This window comes from Pseudomonas sp. FG35, from assembly GCF_057809295.1.
This window is the reverse complement of sequence record NZ_JBMDJR010000009.1, coordinates 16,641-34,285: the sequence shown is the minus strand read 5'-3', so window position 1 is coordinate 34,285 and position 17,645 is coordinate 16,641. Positions and strand designations below refer to the sequence as shown.

Sequence of the window (17,645 nt, the reverse complement as noted above, 5' to 3'; positions counted from 1 at the left end):
CGGCGATCCCGCAACGTCATCGGCAACATCAGGACACACGGCCATTTCTGAGTGTTCCAGACGTCAATAGAAGCTCACTCCCCTTTGATACCTGATTAGCCGCCCGGAGTGCTCCATGCCAGATTACCGCTCGAAAACATCCACCCACGGCCGCAACATGGCCGGCGCCCGCGCACTGTGGCGCGCCACCGGGATGAAAGATGACGACTTCAAGAAGCCGATCATCGCCATTGCCAACTCCTTCACCCAGTTCGTCCCGGGCCACGTCCACCTGAAGGACCTCGGCCAGCTGGTTGCCCGTGAGATCGAACGCGCTGGCGGCGTTGCAAAAGAATTCAACACCATCGCCGTGGATGACGGCATCGCCATGGGCCACGACGGCATGCTCTATTCGCTGCCGAGCCGCGAGATCATCGCCGACTCCGTCGAGTACATGGTCAACGCCCACTGCGCCGACGCCATCGTCTGCATCTCGAACTGCGACAAGATCACCCCCGGCATGCTGATGGCCGCGCTGCGCCTGAACATCCCGGTGATCTTCGTCTCCGGCGGTCCGATGGAAGCCGGCAAGACCAAACTGGCCAGCCACGGTCTCGACCTCGTCGACGCCATGGTCATCGCCGCCGACTCCAGCGCTTCTGACGAGAAGGTTGCCGAGTACGAGCGCAGCGCCTGCCCGACCTGCGGTTCGTGCTCCGGCATGTTCACCGCCAACTCGATGAACTGCCTGACCGAGGCCCTGGGCCTTGCATTGCCGGGCAACGGTTCGACCCTGGCCACCCACAGCGACCGCGAACAGCTGTTCCTGCAGGCCGGCCGTACCATCGTCGAGCTGTGCAAACGCTACTACGGCGAGAACGACGAGTCGGTACTGCCGCGCAACATCGCCAACTTCAAGGCGTTCGAGAACGCGATGATGCTCGACATCGCCATGGGCGGTTCGACCAACACCATCCTGCACTTGCTGGCCGCAGCCCAGGAAGCAGAGATCGACTTCGACCTGCGTGACATTGATCGTCTGTCGCGCAAGGTGCCGCAACTGTGCAAGGTCGCGCCGAACATCCAGAAGTACCACATGGAAGACGTGCACCGCGCCGGCGGCATCTTCAGCATTCTCGGTTCGCTGGCCCGTGGCGGCCTGCTGCACACCGACCTGCCGACCGTGCACAGTCGCAGCATGGAAGAAGCCATCGCCAAATGGGACATCACCCAGACCGACGATGAAGCCGTGCATCATTTCTTCAAGGCCGGCCCGGCCGGCATTCCGACGCAGACCGCGTTCAGCCAGTCGACCCGCTGGGAAACCCTGGACGACGACCGTGAAAACGGCTGCATCCGCAGCTTTGAACACGCTTATTCGAAAGAAGGCGGCCTGGCCGTGCTGTACGGCAACATCGCCCTGGACGGCTGCGTGGTGAAAACCGCCGGTGTCGACGAGTCGATCCACGTGTTCGAAGGCAACGCGAAGATCTTCGAAAGCCAGGACAGCGCCGTACGCGGCATCCTCGCCGACGAAGTAAAGGAAGGCGACATCGTCATCATTCGCTACGAAGGCCCGAAAGGCGGCCCGGGCATGCAGGAAATGCTCTATCCGACCTCGTACCTGAAATCCAAAGGCCTGGGCAAAGCCTGCGCCCTGCTGACCGACGGTCGTTTCTCCGGCGGTACGTCCGGCTTGTCCATCGGCCACGCTTCGCCAGAGGCTGCGGCCGGCGGCGCGATCGGCCTGGTACAGGACGGCGACAAGGTGCTGATCGACATTCCGAACCGTTCGATCAACCTGCTGATCAGCGACGAAGAACTGGCGGCACGCCGGGTCGAGCAGGACAAGAAAGGCTGGAAACCGGTCGAACAGCGTCCACGCAAAGTGACCACCGCCCTCAAGGCCTACGCCCTGCTGGCGACCAGCGCCGACAAGGGTGCTGTGCGTAACAAGGCGATGCTCGACGGGCTGTAAGCGTCAAATCGCAGAAACAAAAATGCCCCGCCAAGTGCGGGGCATTTTTTTGCCTTCAGGTTTACTGAATTTCTTCCGGTTTGACGATCACCCAGTTCTTGTCCGCCGTCACCGGCAAACCTTCTTTCGCCTGGGCCGCCGCGTGCTTGGCCATCATGCCCTGAATCTGGGTCATGTACTTGTCCTTGCGGTTGACCCACAAGTGAATGCCACCCTTGGCCACGTCCACATCGTGGAACAGCATGTAGCCGTCGCTGGTCGGCGTGTCGCCACCCACCAGTACCGGTTTTTTCCACTCGTCGATGTAGGTCAGGATCGCCGCGTGCTTGCCGGCCATCCAGGTCGCCGGGGTCCACAGGTACGGGGTCAGTTCGAGGCCGAGGTTGGCTTTCTCGTCATATTTGCCGGCGGTAATCTGCTTGCGCGCGGTGGTCAGCTCGCCGGTTTCGCGGTTCTTCAGCAAGGTGGTCACGCCGATCACGTTCTGCGGTTTGACGTTGTAGCCGTACTTCGGATCCGCCGCGACCATCCGCACCAGTTCTTCGGAGGCGGCGGTCATCACGTAGACCTCGATGCCGTTCTCCATCAGCTTGTTGTACAGCTCTTTCTGGCCAGTGAAGATCTTCGGCGGATTCACATCCAGGTTCTTGACCACATCACCTTCGTAATAGGTCGCCGGCACCGGTTTGCCCGAGGCCATCAGCTCATCGACGTAGCCCTTGAGTTCCTTGAGGGTGAAGCCGGAAAACACCTGCGCGACCCATGGATAGCAGACCATGTCGTCGACTTCGCAGAGGCGGTAGTAGTAGCTGAACAGGCTTTCCTTGTGGTCGGCGGTGTCCTTGAACGGCATCAGTTTCAGGGAGGGGTCGAGCTTGTCACGGGTGATCAGGCCCTTGTTTTCCATGAACGGCAGCAACGACTCTTCGAGGTCGTAGCGGTAACTGGTGTTGTCCATGTCGAACACCGCGTAGTTACCCTTGTTGGCGTTGGCGGCGATCATCGCGTCCAGCGCCTTGGCCTGATCGGCCGGCCAGTGTTTCAGGTCGGTGGCGAATGCCTGAGTGGCCAGGCCCATCCCCACAGTCAGTGCGACAGCCAGAAATTTCGGTGTGAACTTCATTGGCGCTTTCTCCCTGGGTCAAAGAAATCGACGCTAACAAATATGTGTGACAGTCCTCGTCTGTCAGCGACCGTCCACGTCCGTTTCGCGCCAGTTGCATCCCCGAGAGCGACACCCGCTTATTCCAAAAACGACGGATCACCTTCGATTTCGGTATTAAATCATTGGAAATCAAACTGTTAGGCTTGCCGGTTCGCAACAGCCCCGGAAGGTTGTTGGCACAGTCTTTTCTGGAGTTCTCATGAATCTGCCCCTGATTCTCAACTTGCTGGTGTTCCTCGCCCTGCTCTTCGGTCTGGCGCAAACCCGTCACACCTCGTGGAGCCTGGCGAAAAAAGTCCTGCTCGCGCTGGTGCTGGGCGTGGCATTCGGCATCGCGTTGCACACGATCTACGGTGCCGGCAACCCGGTGTTGAAAGCCTCGATCGGCTGGTTCGATCTGGTCGGCAATGGTTACGTGCAACTGCTGCAAATGATCGTGATCCCGCTGGTGTTCGCCTCGATCCTCAGCGCCGTGGCCCGTCTGCACAACGCTTCGTCGCTGGGCAAGATCAGCTTCCTGACCATCGGCACGCTGCTGTTCACCACCGCGATTGCCGCGCTGATCGGCATCGGCCTGACCAACCTGTTCGGCCTGACCGCCGAAGGCCTGGTTGCCGGCACGCAGGAAATGGCCCGTCTGCAAACCATTCAGACCGACTACGCGGGCAAGGTCGCCGACCTGAATGTGCCGCAACTGCTGCTGTCGTTCATCCCGCAGAACCCGTTCGCCGACCTGGCCCGGGCCAAGCCGACCTCGATCATCAGCGTGGTGATTTTCGCTGCGTTCCTGGGGGTTGCCGCGCTGCAACTGCTCAAGGATGACGTCGAGAAAGGTCAGAAAGTGATCAACGCCATCGACACCCTGCAAGCCTGGGTGATGCGTCTGGTGCGTCTTGTGATGAAGCTGACCCCGTACGGCGTGCTGGCGCTGATGACCAAAGTGGTGGCCGGTTCCAACCTGCAGGACATCATCAAGCTCGGCAGTTTCGTAGTGGTGTCGTACCTCGGCCTGGGCCTAATGTTTGTGGTGCACGGCTTGCTGGTGTCGGCGGCCGGGATCAACCCGCTGCGTTTCTTCCGCAAGATCTGGCCGGTGCTGACATTTGCGTTCACCAGCCGCTCCAGCGCCGCGAGCATCCCGCTGAGTATCGAAGCGCAGACCCGTCGTCTGGGCATTCCGCAATCGGTGGCAAGCTTCGCTGCTTCGTTCGGCGCGACCATCGGCCAGAACGGCTGCGCCGGTCTGTACCCGGCGATGTTGGCGGTGATGGTTGCGCCAACCGTCGGCATCAACCCGCTGGATCCGCTGTGGATCGCGACGCTGGTGGCGATCGTGACCCTGAGTTCGGCCGGTGTGGCGGGCGTGGGTGGCGGTGCGACCTTCGCCGCGCTGATCGTGCTGCCGGCCATGGGCTTGCCGGTTTCGCTGGTGGCGTTGCTGATTTCGGTAGAGCCGCTGATCGACATGGGTCGCACGGCGCTGAACGTGAGCGGTTCGATCACCGCTGGCGCGATTACCAGCCAGGTGATGCAGCAGACCGACAAGGCACTGCTGGATGCCGATGAGCATGCGGAGCTTGCTCAGGCTTGATTGACGTTGTGGCGAGGGAGCGTGCTCCCTCGCCCCAGGTTCAGGCTTTTTCCCAGACTTCGAAATTGTAAGCCGGTTTGTCGCCTTCAGCCGGATTCGGCACGTTCGACACCAGCTTCCACTGGTTCAGATCGAACTCCGGAAACCACGCATCGCCTTCCGGGCTCAGTGCCACACGGGTCAGATACAGACGATCCGCCTGCGCCAGCCCCTGCGCATACAACTGCGCCCCGCCAATCAGCATCAACTCATCGACGCCCTGATCTTTCGCCCATTCTTCGGCGCGAACCACGGCCGCTTCCAGCGACGGATAGACTTCCGCGCCCTCCAGCACCAGACCGGCCTGACGGCTGACCACGATATTCAGACGGCCCGGCAACGGGCGACCCAGCGAGTCCCAGGTCTTGCGGCCCATGATGATCGGCTTGCCGAGCGTCGTGGCCTTGAAGTATTTGAAGTCCCCCGGCAGGTGCCAGGGCATGCTGTTGTCGACGCCGATCACACGGTTTTCACCGAGGGCTGCAATCAGGCTGAGGGGGAGTGATTTAGTCATGCCGGCGAGGATACCAGAGCCGCCCTTACCCCGATAAGCGCCACAGCGGTTATGCTCACGGCTCAATCAAGCAACGGGATGCCGCGTGACTGAACTGACTTCACTGCAAAACCTCTGGCTCACCGAAACCGTGCGTCTGCGCGAAGAACACGCAGGCCCGCTGGACGATCTGGAAGCCAATCGCCTGGCCCGCGCGGGTGGCGGCGATCTGCCGGGACGCATTCAACGCCGCGCCCTGTGGCTGGCCGAGCGCGATGGCCTGACCTCCGCACTCAAGCACTGGCTGCAAGGCGCCCGTCTGGCGCTGGTGCTGCTGGCGATCTTCGCCATATTGAGCGGCGCAGGGCTGGCCTTCGCCGCACTGGGCCAGACGCCGGTCAATGTGTTCTGGGCCCTGGGCAGTCTGCTGGGGTTGAATCTGATTCTGCTGCTGAGCTGGTCGCTGGGGCTGATCTTCACTGGCGAACACGGCGCCACCCTTGGCCGCTTGTGGCTGTGGCTCAGTGAAAAACTCGCCCGGGATGCCAAGGCTGCCCAACTGGCGCCGGCCCTGCTGTTGATGTTGCAACGCAAGAAGCTCAATCGCTGGGCGCTCGGCACGCTGGTCAACGGCCTGTGGCTACTGGCGATGTTCAGCGCGCTGGTTTTGCTGCTGACGCTGATGGCGACCCGGCGCTACGGCTTCGTCTGGGAAACCACGATTCTCAGCGCCGACACGTTCATCAACATGACCCAGGCCCTCGGCGCATTGCCGGCGCTGCTGGGCTTCAACGTGCCGACCGTGGACATGATCCGCGCCAGCGGCGACACCGCGCTGAACATCGAAAGCGCCCGTCAGACCTGGGCGACCTGGCTGGTCGGCGTGCTGGTGGTGTACGGCGTACTGCCGCGCCTGCTGTTGGCGCTGTTTTGTTTCTGGCGCTGGAACAGCGGCAAAGCGGCGTTGCGGCTGGACCTGAACCTCCCCGGCTACGCCCAACTGCGCGAACGCCTGATGCCGACCAGCGAACGCCTCGGCATCACCGACCCGGAGCCTGCGCAATTGCACCGCGTCGAAAGCACCGTGGGCGAACACGCCAGCGACGGCGCGCTGCTCGTGGCAATCGAACTCGACGACCAACACTCATGGCCGCCGACGCTGCCGAAAAACGTCAGCAACGCTGGCATCCTCGACAGTCGCGAATCGCGCAACAAACTGCTCGAACAGCTCAGCCGTTTTCCGCCGGCGCGCCTCGCGATCGCCTGCGACCCACGGCGTTCGCCGGATCGCGGCAGCCTGGCGCTGATTGCCGAGCTGGCGCGCAATGCCACTGCGACCCGTGTCTGGTTGTTGCAGGCGCCGCAAGGACAAGCGCTGGACGCCGAACGCCTCGGTGACTGGCACGTGGCGTTGCAACAACTGGAACTGCCGTTCGCCGATTGCGCCCCGTTGAACTGGCTGGAGCACGGACATGACTGATGCCTGGAAAGCGCCGCTGAAACTGGCGGTGGTCGGCCACACCAACGTCGGCAAGACTTCGCTGCTGCGCACCCTGACCCGCGACGTCGGATTCGGCGAAGTCTCCCATCGCCCGAGCACCACGCGGCATGTCGAAGGTGCACGGTTGTCAGTGGATGGCGAACCGTTGCTCGACCTCTACGACACGCCCGGTCTGGAGGACGCCATCGCCCTGCTGGATTTTCTCGAGCGTCTGGAACGTCCCGGCGAACGCCTCGACGGCCCGGCACGGCTGGCGCGGTTTCTCGACGGCAGCGAAGCGCGCCAGCGCTTCGAACAGGAAGCCAAAGTCCTGCGGCAACTGCTCGATTCCGATGCCGGCCTGTACGTGATTGACGCCCGCGAACCGGTGCTGGCCAAGTACCGCGACGAACTGGAAGTGCTGGCCAGTTGCGGCAAGCCGCTGCTGCCGGTGCTGAATTTCGTCAGCAGCGCCAACCATCGCGAACCGGACTGGCGTGAAGCCCTGGCGCGCCTCGGCCTGCACGCGCTGGTGCGTTTCGACAGCGTCGCCCCGCCGGAGGATGGTGAGCGTCGGTTGTATGAAAGCCTCGCTCTGTTGCTGGAGAACGCCCGCCCACAACTTGAACGCCTGATCGCCGATCAACAGGCCCAACGCCTGGCCCGCGAGCAAAGCGCCGCACGCTTGATCGCCGAACTGTTGATCGACTGCGCCGCGTGCCGACGCAGTGTGGCGAGCAACGCCGAACAGGAACAACAGGCCATCAGCGAACTGCGCAAAGCCGTGCGCCAGCGCGAACAACGCTGCGTCGAGGCGCTGCTCAAGCTCTACGCCTTCCGCCCGCAGGACGCCGCCGCCAGCGACCTGCCGCTGCTCGACGGACGCTGGGGCGACGATCTGTTCAACCCGGAAACCCTCAAGCAACTCGGCGTGCGGGTCGGCGGCGGGATTGCCGCCGGAGCCGCAGCCGGTGCGGGTGTGGATTTGCTGGTCGGCGGCATCACCCTGGGTGCCGCCGCCCTGGCCGGTGCCATTGCCGGCGGCGCCCTGCAAACTGCCCGCAGCTACGGCAACCGCCTGCTCGGCAAGATCAAAGGGCAGCGAGAGCTGACGGTCGACGACAACGTGTTGCGCCTGCTGGCCCTGCGTCAGCGGCAACTGCTGCAAGCGCTGAACGCCCGAGGCCATGCGGCGCTGGACAGCATTCAGGTGGCAACGCCGCAGGACAAGACCTGGCGCGAAGGCAAGCTGCCGGAGGCGCTGAACATTGCCCGGGCCCACCCGCAATGGTCGTCGCTCAACCCGCATCCGAAACTGAATCAGGCCCAGCGTCAGGAACAGATCGATGAACTGGTCGGCAAGGTCCTCGAACTCTAGAACCAGCCGAGCTTGAGGAACTGTTTGACCAGCGCCGTCACCCGGCTGCGATCGGTGCGATTGGCGCGCCCGTCGTTGTCGACATCCGAACACAGGACAACTTCGAAGCGGCCATCGTTATCCAGGTCGTGGACGGCGGCTTTGTAAGCGATGGTTTCGCCCTGGTGAAAGTGCAGCCTCACTGATTCCGGCGTTCCATCGCTGCCGGGGTTCAGAGCGAAGATCCGCAGATGTCGCGTGTCCTCGTCGGCCGCGTTGAACCAGGCGCATTTCAGATAGGTTCGGGTGAAGCTGCGCAGTTGCGCGACTTCACGGGCAGAGGCTTCGCGCCAATCCTGTTCGGTGTGATGAAAGCGCAACTGGACAGTGTCCCCTGCGCCGCTGCCGGACCGATCCCGGGCAATCACTTTCATAAAACGCATCCGTGCGCTCCTTCGGCAAAAAACCAGTCTGGGCCGAAGGGGCAACACGCGCCATGCACCGTTTCCCGGTTTGGCGTAAGAAGGTTCAGCGCGCCTCGCGGGACAGCACGGTAAAAGCCTTGCCCTTCAACAACGCAAGATCCATCACCGGCACAGCCATCTCCTTCGCCAGCTCATCCCACTGGCGCATCCGCAGGCTGACGGCGCACAACGGATCGCGCTCGAACGCATCGGCTTCAGCCTCGGTCATCACTCCGCCCTGATATTCCAGGGTGCGGCGGCTGGCTTCGCTCAAGCGGTGGTAATAGCTCGGATCCCTGAGCGTCAGATAGCGCTTGGCCTGGACGTGATATTCCACCAGCCGCGCCATGCGTTCGCTGAAGCCGGCCTCACGCAAGTAATCCGCGCCGAGGCGTTCGTGGCTGACCACGCCGTAACCGCCCATATTCTCCGCGCCTTCGGCACACAAATGGCCGATGTCGTGGAAGAACGCAGCGAGCACCACTTCGTCGTCAAAGCCTTCGGCAATGGCCAGTTGCGCTGCCTGGGACATGTGCTCGATCTGCGACACCGGTTCGCCGATGTAGTCGCTGGCGCCGAAGCGCTCATAGAGGCCGAACACCCGATCGATGACTTGCTCGTGAATCAACATCAGCGCTCTCCAAAAAGCTGTGCAACATTGCCCTCGGCCATGGCCGGGCCAACGCTCATGCCGACGCCGCTGTGCATCAGCGCCACACTCAGCCCCGGCGCCGGACGCAGGAATGAAAACGGCCCCGGACCACGGGAACCATAGACACCCTGCCAGCGCTCGACCACTTGCACCTTGCAGCCGAGGGTCTGCTCGGCCAGTTCGAGCATCCAGTTGTCGACCTGCTCGGCGTTGAACGGTGATGGATCGCTGCCGTAATGGTGCGAATCGCCGATGATCAGCTCGCCATAAGGTGTCGGGCTGATCAGCAGGTGAATGCCGTTTGCCTGCAGGTGCGGTTGTTCGCGCAGAATTTGCGCCTGCACTTCCGCGGCTTCCGGCAGGTCAGCGAAGGCGCCGTAGTGCACGCAGCTGAGGCCGGTGAGCAAGGCGTGTTGCAAGTTCAGGTCGATCTGCGGCCGGGCGCGGAGCATTTGCAGGCGGCAGATTTGCGGGTCGAGGGCGGCGATCGGCTCGGCCAGCAAGGTCTGATAGTCGTGGCCGGAGCAGACGATGATCTGTTCGGCGGAGAAGATCCCGGCGGTACTGTGCAGGCGCCCCGGTTCGACGTCGCGCACCAGCGTCGAGAAGTGAAACTCGACCTTGAGTTCGCGACGCAGGTATTCGATCAGCGCCGGAATCGCTTCCCGGGAATACAGCTGCTGATCGTCCATGCCATGCAGCGCGGCGCGGTGATGGCTGAACTGACCGCCGTACAAATCGCGCAACGCGGCACCGCGCAGCAGCTCGACGCGATAGTCGTGCTCGACGGCGCGCCCGGCGCAGAAGGCTTCGAGCAGAAGCTCTTCGGCTTCGGTGCGGGCGAACAGGTACGAGCCGTTGCGCTTGAGTTGCAGGCCGGCGAGCTGCGCCCACTGGCCCCAGATGTCGCGGCTGGCCTTGGCCAGTTCGAGCATCGGACCCGGTGGCTGACCGGTGACCAGCGCCTGGCCGAAGTTGCGCACCGAAGCGCCGAGTGGCGTGGCGGTGCGCTCGAAAACCGTGACCTTGAGACCGCGCCGGGCGGCGGCATAAGCGTGGGACAGGCCCAGGATGCCGGCGCCGACGATCAGCAAGTCTTTGTGTTGTGCCATTGAGAGGTGCTCTGAAGTGCGAGACCGCCATCGCTGGCAAGCCAGCTCCCACATTGCCCGGTGCGGAACACACATTGTGTGAACGCAGCCAAACCTGTGGGAGCTGGCTTGCCAGCGATGGGGCCCTGTCAGTCGATGAAGAACTTACTTGGCCGCGACTTTCTCGGACTTGCCGTCATAGCGCTTGCGCCATTCGCTCAGGATCTCGTCGCGGTTCTTCGAAGCCCAGGCGAAGTCGTTCTTGATCAGGCGCTGCTCGTAATCGGCCGGCAGTTCGGTCTGCGGCTTGGCGATGCCCGGTTGGGCGAGGACGGCAAAGTTTTCCTTGTACAGGTCCATCGCCGGGGCGCTGGCGGAGAAGTCGGCCAGTTTCTTCGCGGCTTCTTCATGCGGCGTGCCTTTGATCACGGCGGTCGCTTCGATCTCCCAGCCCAGGCCTTCCTTCGGCAGGATGATGTCCAGCGGCGCGCCCTGACGCTTGAGCTGAACGGCCGGGTATTCGAAGGAAATGCCGATCGGGAATTCGCCCGCCGCCGCCAGTTTGCAAGGCTTGGAACCGGAGTGAACGTACTGGCCGATGTTCTGGTGCAGGCCGTCCATGTAGGCCCAGCCCTGTTTCTCGCCGAAGGTTTGCAGCCAGGCGCTGACGTCGAGGAAACCGGTGCCGGACGAAGCCGGGTTCGGCATCACGATCTTGCCTTTGTACTCAGGCTTGGTCAGGTCCTGCCAGCTCACCGGTTTGCTCAGGCCCTGTTTCTCGGCCTCGACGGTGTTGAAGCAAATCGTCGCGGCCCAGACGTCCATGCCGACCCAGGCTGGCGGGTTGGCGGCGTCGCGGTAGTTCGCGCCGATCTTGCCCAGATCCTTCGGCGCATAGCTTTGCAGCATGCCTTGTTGATCGAGGATCGCCAGGCTCGATGCTGCCAGGCCCCACACCGCGTCAGCCTGCGGGCGATCCTTTTCGGCCAGCAGTTTGGCGGTGATGATCCCGGTGGAGTCGCGCACCCACTTGATCTCGACGTCCGGGTTGGCCTTTTCGAAGGCCTCTTTGTAGGACTTCAACTGCTCGGCTTCGAGGGCGGTGTACACCGTCAACTCGGTTTTTGCCGCGAAGGCATTCAGGCTGAAAGCAGCGAGCACAGCAGCGGCCAGGGCCATAGGCTTGAACATGATCGTTTTCCTGTCGGTGAGTTGAGGCTGAAGGGATAAGTCGTGGATCAGTGGCCGGGCGCCGTTTGCCGCCAGGCCTGGGAACGGCGCAGCAAGCCGCGCGAAGCCCACGCCAGCAGCAAGGACACGCCCGCCGAGGTGAACAGAATCAGGGTCGACATCGCCGCCGCGCCGCCGACGTTGCCGGCGTCATCCATGTTCAGCACCGCCACCGCCGCAAGGATGGTGTCGGGGCTGTAGAGGAAGATCGCGGCGGACACGGTGGTCATGGCCGAGACGAACAGGTAGCGCACGATGTCCAGCAGCGCCGGCAGACAGATCGGCACGGTGACCCGCAGGTAATGCCGGTAAAGCGGCACCTTGAGCGACAGCGCGGCGGCTTCGAACTCGGCGTCGAGCTGACGCAGCGCGGTGGTGGCAGTCATCTGCGCAGTGGTCAAATAGTGAGCAATGGTGCAGACGATCAGCAGGGTCATGGTCCCGTACAGCACGTGCAGCGGGTTGCCGGTCAGGTTGAAGAAGAAGACATAACCCAGACCCAGCACCAGCCCCGGTACCGCCATCGGTACGAAACTGAGCATGCGCAGCGTCAGATTCAGCCCGCGCTGGCTGCGGGTCTTTTCCATCAGGTAGGCGCCGGTAAAGATCAGCACGCTGCCGATCAACGCCGTGCCCAGCGCCATCTTCAAACTGTTGCCGTAGGCCAGCAAACCACCGCCGGCGGTCTCGTTGAATTGATAGTGGTTGAGCGACAGCGACAGGTTGTACGGCCAGAACTTCACCAGCGACGAGAACACCGCCATGCCGAACACCAGCAGCAACGCGGCGCTGATCAGCAGGACCACGCTGAGATAAAAGGCATCGCGCTTCCTAGATGGCGCCGGTTTGAAAACTTGGGCACGGCCGCTCATGGCGTCGCCGTGACGCCTGCGCAGCCAGGCATCGACGCCGAAGCTGAACAGCGCCGGCAGCAGCAGAACCATGCCGATCAACGCGCCGCGACCGAACTGCTGCTGGCCGACCACCGCTTTGTAGGCTTCCAGCGCCAGCACCTGATAGTCGCCACCGACCACCACCGGCACACCGAAATCGGTGATGGTCAGGGTGAACACCAGACAGAACGCGGCAAACACGGCCTGACGGGTCGCCGGCCAGGTGATGCTGCGGAAGGCTTTCGCAGGACTGGCGCCCATGCTCGACGCAGCGTCGAACAATCGCGCGTCCGCCAGCGACAGGGCTGACAGCAAAATCATCAAGGCGTGTGGGAAGGTGTAGATCACCTCACCCAGAACAATCCCCCAGAAACCGTAGATGTTGTCCGACAGCAGCCCGCGCAACATCCCCTGATTGCCGAACAGATAGACCAACGCGATCCCCGGCAACATCGATGGCGCCATCAGCGGCAGCAACGAAATTCCGCGCCAGAGGCCTTTGCCGGGAATCAGCGTGCGCTGCAAGGCGTAGGCAAACAGGTAGGCCAGCGGTACGACGATGGCCGCGACGCTGAGGGAAACTTTCAGGCTGTTACCGAGCAGCCAGTGGAAATTGTCGCTGGTCACCAACTCCTTGGCGGCGAGCCAGCCACCGCCCTGCCCGGCTTCGCTGCTGAAGCCGCGCCAGAAGATCGCCAGCAATGGCAACAGCACCGCCACACCGAGCAGCACCAGCAGCAGGAGTTTGCCGCCGAGGACGAAGATCCGGTCGCCGACCTCGGCCCCGGACACCTGCCGCGCGTGCTTGTGCGGTAGCGGCAGTGCGAGGTTGCTGTTCATCAGGCAAACACCTGCAAGCAGCGTGGCGGTAAGGCGACCATGATCTGCTGGGCGCCGAGGCGCGGCATGGCTTCCGGTGCCAGTTCGGCGAGCAAGGCGTGGCCGGGCAATTGATCGAGCTCGAAGCTCATGCGGCAGCGGTTGCCGAGGAAAGTGATCTCGCGGACTTTGGCCGGGAACAGGTTTTCCTCATGTACCAGCGGATTGACGTTGATCGCTTCCGGGCGGCAGAACAGTCGACCCGACGGACTGTGGACGCTGCCGTCGGCCAGGCGCAGGTTCATCCCGCCGACCTTGGCGTGGCTGTCGCTGCTGCGCTGGAACGGCAGCCAGTTGCCTTGGCCGACAAACTCGGCCACGAACGGAGTGGCCGGGCGGTTGTAGATGTCCTGCGGGGTGGCGTACTGCTCGACCTTGCCGTTGTTCATCACGGCGATGCGGTCGGCCATCAGCATGGCTTCGTCCTGATTGTGGGTGACCATCAGGGTGGTGATGCCGAGGTTGCGTTGCAGTTGGCGCAGCTCGGTGCACAGATGCTCGCGGACCCGGGCGTCGAGGGCCGACATCGGTTCGTCGAGCAACAGCAGCGACGGCGCGGGGGCCAGGGCGCGGGCCAGTGCCACCCGTTGCTGCTGGCCGCCGGACAATTGGCCCGGGTACTTTTTCTCACTGCCGGTGAGGCCGACCAGTTCCAGCATCTGACCGACGCGACGGCGCACTTCATCGCGACCGCTGCCGGCGAGGCCGTAGGCAATGTTCGCTTCAACGGTCAGATTGGGGAACAGCGCGTACGACTGGAACAGGATGCCGTAGTCACGAGCCTGGGGCGCGAGGTGGGAAACGTCGCGCTCGCCGAGGTACAACTCGCCGCTGTCCTGTTTCTCCAGGCCGGCGATGCAACGCAACAATGTTGTCTTGCCACAGCCCGATGGGCCGAGCAGGCACACCAGCTCACCGGCCGCGACATCGAGGGAGACGTTATCCAGCGCCGTGAAGGCGCCGAAGCGCTTCTGCACGCCGCGCACTTTCATCGGTGCGCCGGGGTTGGTCAGGGCAGTTGCGATTGCAGGATTCATGGACAGGCCTCATCAAGCAGATGAGACGAATCCTAGAGTTGTAATGCGTCGGTCATATGGCAGTGAGGCAAAAACGACCGATAGTGGTATTCAGGGATTTTGGTTGATCAGGCCGGGGACATTTCCTGCGCCAGTCCGAGAAACGCCGCCGGCAACCGGGCGTTCTTGCGTTCCTTGAGGCAGTAGAGGTATTCGGGAATCTGCGGCGCATTCTCCAGGGTCAGCACCCGCAACTGCGGATCGTGCGGCACTTCCTGGCGGGCGATGATGCTGATGCCGATGTTGCGCAGCACCGCTTCGCGGATCGATTCGCGGCTGCCGATTTCCAGCAACGGGCCGAAACTGACGCCGGCGCTGGCCAGCAACTCTTCGGTGAGCCGTCGAGTGGTCGAACCCGGTTCGCGCATCAGCAAGGTATGTCCGGCCAGCGCGCTCAGCGTCACATGGTCGTGCGCCGCCAGCGGATGATTGCGATGCACCGCCAGCACCAGCGGGTCGCTGCCGAGCACCCGGCGGATCAGCCGGGCATCGTCGAGCAATTGCGACGACGCCGCGACATCCACCCGATAATCCTCCAGCGCTTCGAGCACCTGCTGCGAGTTGCCGATTTCCACCGACACCTCCACCTGCGGCAGGCGCTCGCGGAAGGTCTTCACCAGATCGAGGATGTAATACGGCGCGGTGGCGGCGATGCGCAGCGCACCCTGCACCTGGCCACTGTTGCGCAGGAAGAATTCGATGTCGGCCTCCTGCTGCAACAACGCCTTGACCATCGGCAACAGCCGCGCACCTTCGTCGCTGACACTCAGGCGCCGGCCGCCACGGTAGAACAGCTCTACCGAATACTGGCTTTCCAGATTGCGGATCTGGGTGGTCACGGTCGGTTGGCTGAGGCCGAGCTTTTTCGCCGCCAGCGTGATGCTGCCCAAGCGGGCCACCATGTAAAACGCTTTCAGCTCGGCACTCAGCACAACCGCCCCTCTTCCTCTATTTGCGCAGCAGGCGCAAACCGTTGAACACCACCAGCAGGCTCACGCCCATGTCGGCAAACACCGCCATCCACATGGTGGCGAGCCCGGCGAAGGTTACCCCAAGAAAGATCGCTTTGATCACCAGCGCCAGTGCGATGTTCTGTTTCAGGATAGCGGCGGTATGACGCGACAGGCTGATGAAGGCCGGTATCTTGCGCAGATCGTCGTCCATCAGGGCGACATCGGCGGTTTCGATCGCCGTATCGGTGCCGGCCGCCGCCATCGCAAAACCGATCTCGGCCCGAGCCAGTGCCGGTGCGTCGTTGATGCCGTCGCCGACCATGCCGACCCGGCGCCCTTTGGCGTAAAGGTCTTCGATGGCTTGCAGTTTGTCGGTCGGCAGCAAGTCGCCCTTGGCCTGATCGATCCCGACCTGCGCCGCAATCGCTTGCGCGGTGTGGACGTTGTCGCCGGTCAGCATCAGGGTTTTCACGCCCAGATCGTGCAGTTGGCGGATCGCTTCGCGGCTGGTTTCCTTGACCGTGTCGGCCACGGCGAACAGCGCCAGCGGGCCGGAGCTGTCGAGCAGCAACACCACGGACTTGCCTTGTTTCTCCAGTGCGAACAGCTTTTCTTCCAGTTGCGGCGAACACAGGCCCAGTTCTTCCACCAGTCGGTGGTTGCCCAAGTGGTAGACCTGACCGTTGACCTCGCCTTTTACCCCACGGCCAGCCAGCGCTTCGAAGTTATCCACAAGCAGAGCCGCGAAACCTTTATCCACAGCCGCGTTGGCGATGGCCAGCGATACGGGGTGATCGGAGCGACCGGCCAGCGCGGCGGCAATGGCCGGGGCCGTGGCGTCGGCGGTCGGGTCGAGGGACAGGTAATCGGTCTGTACCGGTTTGCCGTGGGTGATGGTGCCGGTCTTGTCGAGGGCCAGATAGTCGAGCTTGAAACCGCCCTCCAGGTACACGCCGCCCTTGACCAGAATGCCTTTGCGCGCTGCTGCCGCAAGGCCGCTGACGATGGTCACCGGGGTGGAAATCACCAGCGCACACGGGCAAGCGACCACCAGCAGCACCAGCGCGCGATAAATCCAGTCGAACCACGCGGCGGCCATGAACAGCGGCGGGATGATCGCCACGGCCAGGGCCAGGACGAAGACCACCGGGGTGTAGATTTTCGAGAACTGATCGACGAAACGCTGGGTCGGCGCCCGCGCGCCTTGCGCCTGCTCCACGGCGTGGATGATTCGCGCCAGGGTGGAATTGTTCGCCGCTGCGGTCACCGAATATTCCAGAGAACCGGCCTGGTTGATGGTGCCGGCGAACACTTTGTCGCCGACGGTTTTTTCCACCGGCAGGCTTTCACCGGTGATCGGCGCCTGATCGATGGTCGAACTGCCGCTGACGACTTCACCGTCCAACGCGATGCGTTCACCGGGTTTCACCCGCACGCGGGCGCCGAGATCGATGCTTTTCACATCCAGTTCGACCCAGTTGCCGTCAGCCTGCAACACAGTCGCCTGCTCCGGCGTCATTTGCATCAAACCGCTGATGGCGTTGCGTGCGCGGTCCAGCGAGCGCGCTTCGATCAGCTCGGCCACGGTGAACAGGAACATCACCATCGCCGCTTCCGGCCACTGGCCGATCAACACGGCGCCGGTCACGGCGATGCTCATCAGGGCGTTGATGTTGAGGTTACGGTTCTTCAGGGCGATCCAGCCCTTCTTGTAGGTGGTGAGGCCGCCGCTGAGGATGGAAATCAGCGCGATGATTGCCACCACCCAGGTCGGCGCGGCGCTGGTGAAGTGGATCACTTCGGCAGCGAGCGCACCGACGCCGGACAGCGCCAGTGGCCACCAATGTTTTTTCACCGGCGCTGCAACCGGCGCTTCAACGCCCGCCTCCAGCGGCTCGGCCTGCATGCCGAGGGATTTGATCGCGTCGATGATTGGCGCGGTGTCCCGCAGATTGTGGGTCACGCCGAGCACGCGATTGATCAGGTTGAATTCCAGCTGCTGGATCCCGGCCAGTTTGCCGAGCTTGTTCTGGATCAGCGTCTGTTCGGTCGGGCAGTCCATCGCCTCGATGCGGAAGCTGCTCAGCCGGGCATCGGCGCTTTTTGCCTCGCTCAGTTGCACCAGTGACGGCGCCGCGGCTTTCGACGAGCAGCAGGCGTCTTCACTCGAATGAACCGGCGCAGGCGCAACGGTTTTCGACCCGCAACAGGAATCGCCGGCGTAGGCATGTTTATGCACAGGCTGCAGTGTGTGACTGTGATCGTGCCCGTCGCCGGGCTTGTGGGTGTGCAGGGAATCGCTCATTGGTCGCGTCCATGAAGGTG

The 17,645-nt window shown here is 63.0% G+C and carries 14 protein-coding genes; 4 read left to right on the top strand and 10 right to left on the bottom strand.

Annotation, left to right across the window (positions count from 1 at the left end):
* Window positions 1-115: 115 nt before the first annotated feature.
* Window positions 116-1,957: a dihydroxy-acid dehydratase gene (gene ilvD, locus ACODTD_RS18420; RefSeq protein WP_011336405.1), complete on the top strand. Its 1,842-nt coding sequence runs from the start codon at window positions 116-118 to the stop codon at window positions 1,955-1,957.
* A gap of 61 nt (window positions 1,958-2,018) precedes the next feature.
* Here the strand turns inward: ilvD and ACODTD_RS18415 are convergent, their stop codons facing one another.
* Window positions 2,019-3,080, bottom strand: a complete 1,062-nt coding sequence (locus tag ACODTD_RS18415; RefSeq protein ID WP_011336406.1) for an HAD family hydrolase — start codon at window positions 3,078-3,080, stop codon at window positions 2,019-2,021.
* Between the two features lie 241 nt (window positions 3,081-3,321).
* On the opposite strand from ACODTD_RS18415, the gene ACODTD_RS18410 reads away from it, so the two are divergent.
* Window positions 3,322-4,713, top strand: coding sequence for an L-cystine transporter (locus ACODTD_RS18410; protein WP_011336407.1), 1,392 nt, complete (start codon window positions 3,322-3,324; stop codon window positions 4,711-4,713).
* Between the two features lie 40 nt (window positions 4,714-4,753).
* Here ACODTD_RS18410 and ACODTD_RS18405 read toward each other — a convergent pair whose 3' ends face one another.
* Window positions 4,754-5,266: a dihydrofolate reductase gene (locus ACODTD_RS18405; protein ID WP_011336408.1), complete on the bottom strand. Its 513-nt coding sequence runs from the start codon at window positions 5,264-5,266 to the stop codon at window positions 4,754-4,756.
* An 85-nt stretch (window positions 5,267-5,351) separates the two neighbouring features.
* Between ACODTD_RS18405 and ACODTD_RS18400 the strand changes: the two genes are divergently transcribed.
* Together ACODTD_RS18400 and ACODTD_RS18395 are read left to right on the top strand one after the other, a co-directional pair.
* A complete protein-coding gene (locus ACODTD_RS18400) occupies window positions 5,352-6,725 on the top strand; it encodes a DUF2868 domain-containing protein (RefSeq protein ID WP_489105080.1) in 1,374 nt (457 codons plus the stop codon).
* Complete coding sequence (locus tag ACODTD_RS18395) at window positions 6,718-8,103, top strand: GTPase/DUF3482 domain-containing protein (RefSeq protein WP_011336410.1); 1,386 nt, start codon at window positions 6,718-6,720, stop codon at window positions 8,101-8,103. Before ACODTD_RS18400 ends, ACODTD_RS18395 begins: the two co-directional genes overlap by 8 nt.
* Here ACODTD_RS18395 and ACODTD_RS18390 read toward each other — a convergent pair.
* The 8 genes from ACODTD_RS18390 to ACODTD_RS18355 all read right to left on the bottom strand — a co-directional run bounded on the left by ACODTD_RS18390 (window position 8,100) and on the right by ACODTD_RS18355 (window position 17,625).
* On the bottom strand, window positions 8,100-8,525 hold the full coding sequence (locus ACODTD_RS18390; protein WP_064380040.1) for a hypothetical protein: 426 nt from the start codon (window positions 8,523-8,525) through the stop codon (window positions 8,100-8,102). The genes ACODTD_RS18395 and ACODTD_RS18390 overlap by 4 nt on opposite strands.
* 85 nt (window positions 8,526-8,610) lie before the next feature.
* Entirely contained in the window at window positions 8,611-9,177 is a 567-nt protein-coding gene (locus tag ACODTD_RS18385; protein ID WP_236195675.1) for a phosphonate degradation HD-domain oxygenase, read from the bottom strand.
* Window positions 9,177-10,310 carry a TIGR03364 family FAD-dependent oxidoreductase gene (locus tag ACODTD_RS18380; RefSeq protein ID WP_285354341.1) on the bottom strand — a complete coding sequence of 378 codons (1,134 nt, stop codon included), beginning with the start codon at window positions 10,308-10,310 and terminating at the stop codon, window positions 9,177-9,179. Before ACODTD_RS18380 ends, ACODTD_RS18385 begins: the two co-directional genes overlap by 1 nt.
* Before the next feature lie 144 nt (window positions 10,311-10,454).
* Window positions 10,455-11,480 (bottom strand): putative 2-aminoethylphosphonate ABC transporter substrate-binding protein, encoded by a 1,026-nt coding sequence (locus tag ACODTD_RS18375; RefSeq protein WP_011336414.1) that lies wholly within the window; start codon window positions 11,478-11,480, stop codon window positions 10,455-10,457.
* 47 nt (window positions 11,481-11,527) lie between these two features.
* Window positions 11,528-13,252, bottom strand: a complete 1,725-nt coding sequence (locus tag ACODTD_RS18370) for a putative 2-aminoethylphosphonate ABC transporter permease subunit (protein ID WP_011336415.1) — start codon at window positions 13,250-13,252, stop codon at window positions 11,528-11,530.
* Complete coding sequence (locus tag ACODTD_RS18365; protein ID WP_221615950.1) at window positions 13,252-14,328, bottom strand: putative 2-aminoethylphosphonate ABC transporter ATP-binding protein; 1,077 nt, start codon at window positions 14,326-14,328, stop codon at window positions 13,252-13,254. Before ACODTD_RS18365 ends, ACODTD_RS18370 begins: the two co-directional genes overlap by 1 nt.
* Window positions 14,329-14,435: 107 nt before the next feature.
* On the bottom strand, window positions 14,436-15,299 hold the full coding sequence (locus ACODTD_RS18360) for a LysR family transcriptional regulator (protein WP_011336417.1): 864 nt from the start codon (window positions 15,297-15,299) through the stop codon (window positions 14,436-14,438).
* A 16-nt stretch (window positions 15,300-15,315) separates the two neighbouring features.
* Window positions 15,316-17,625: a heavy metal translocating P-type ATPase gene (locus ACODTD_RS18355; RefSeq protein ID WP_489105079.1), complete on the bottom strand. Its 2,310-nt coding sequence runs from the start codon at window positions 17,623-17,625 to the stop codon at window positions 15,316-15,318.
* Window positions 17,626-17,645: the final 20 nt, after the last annotated feature.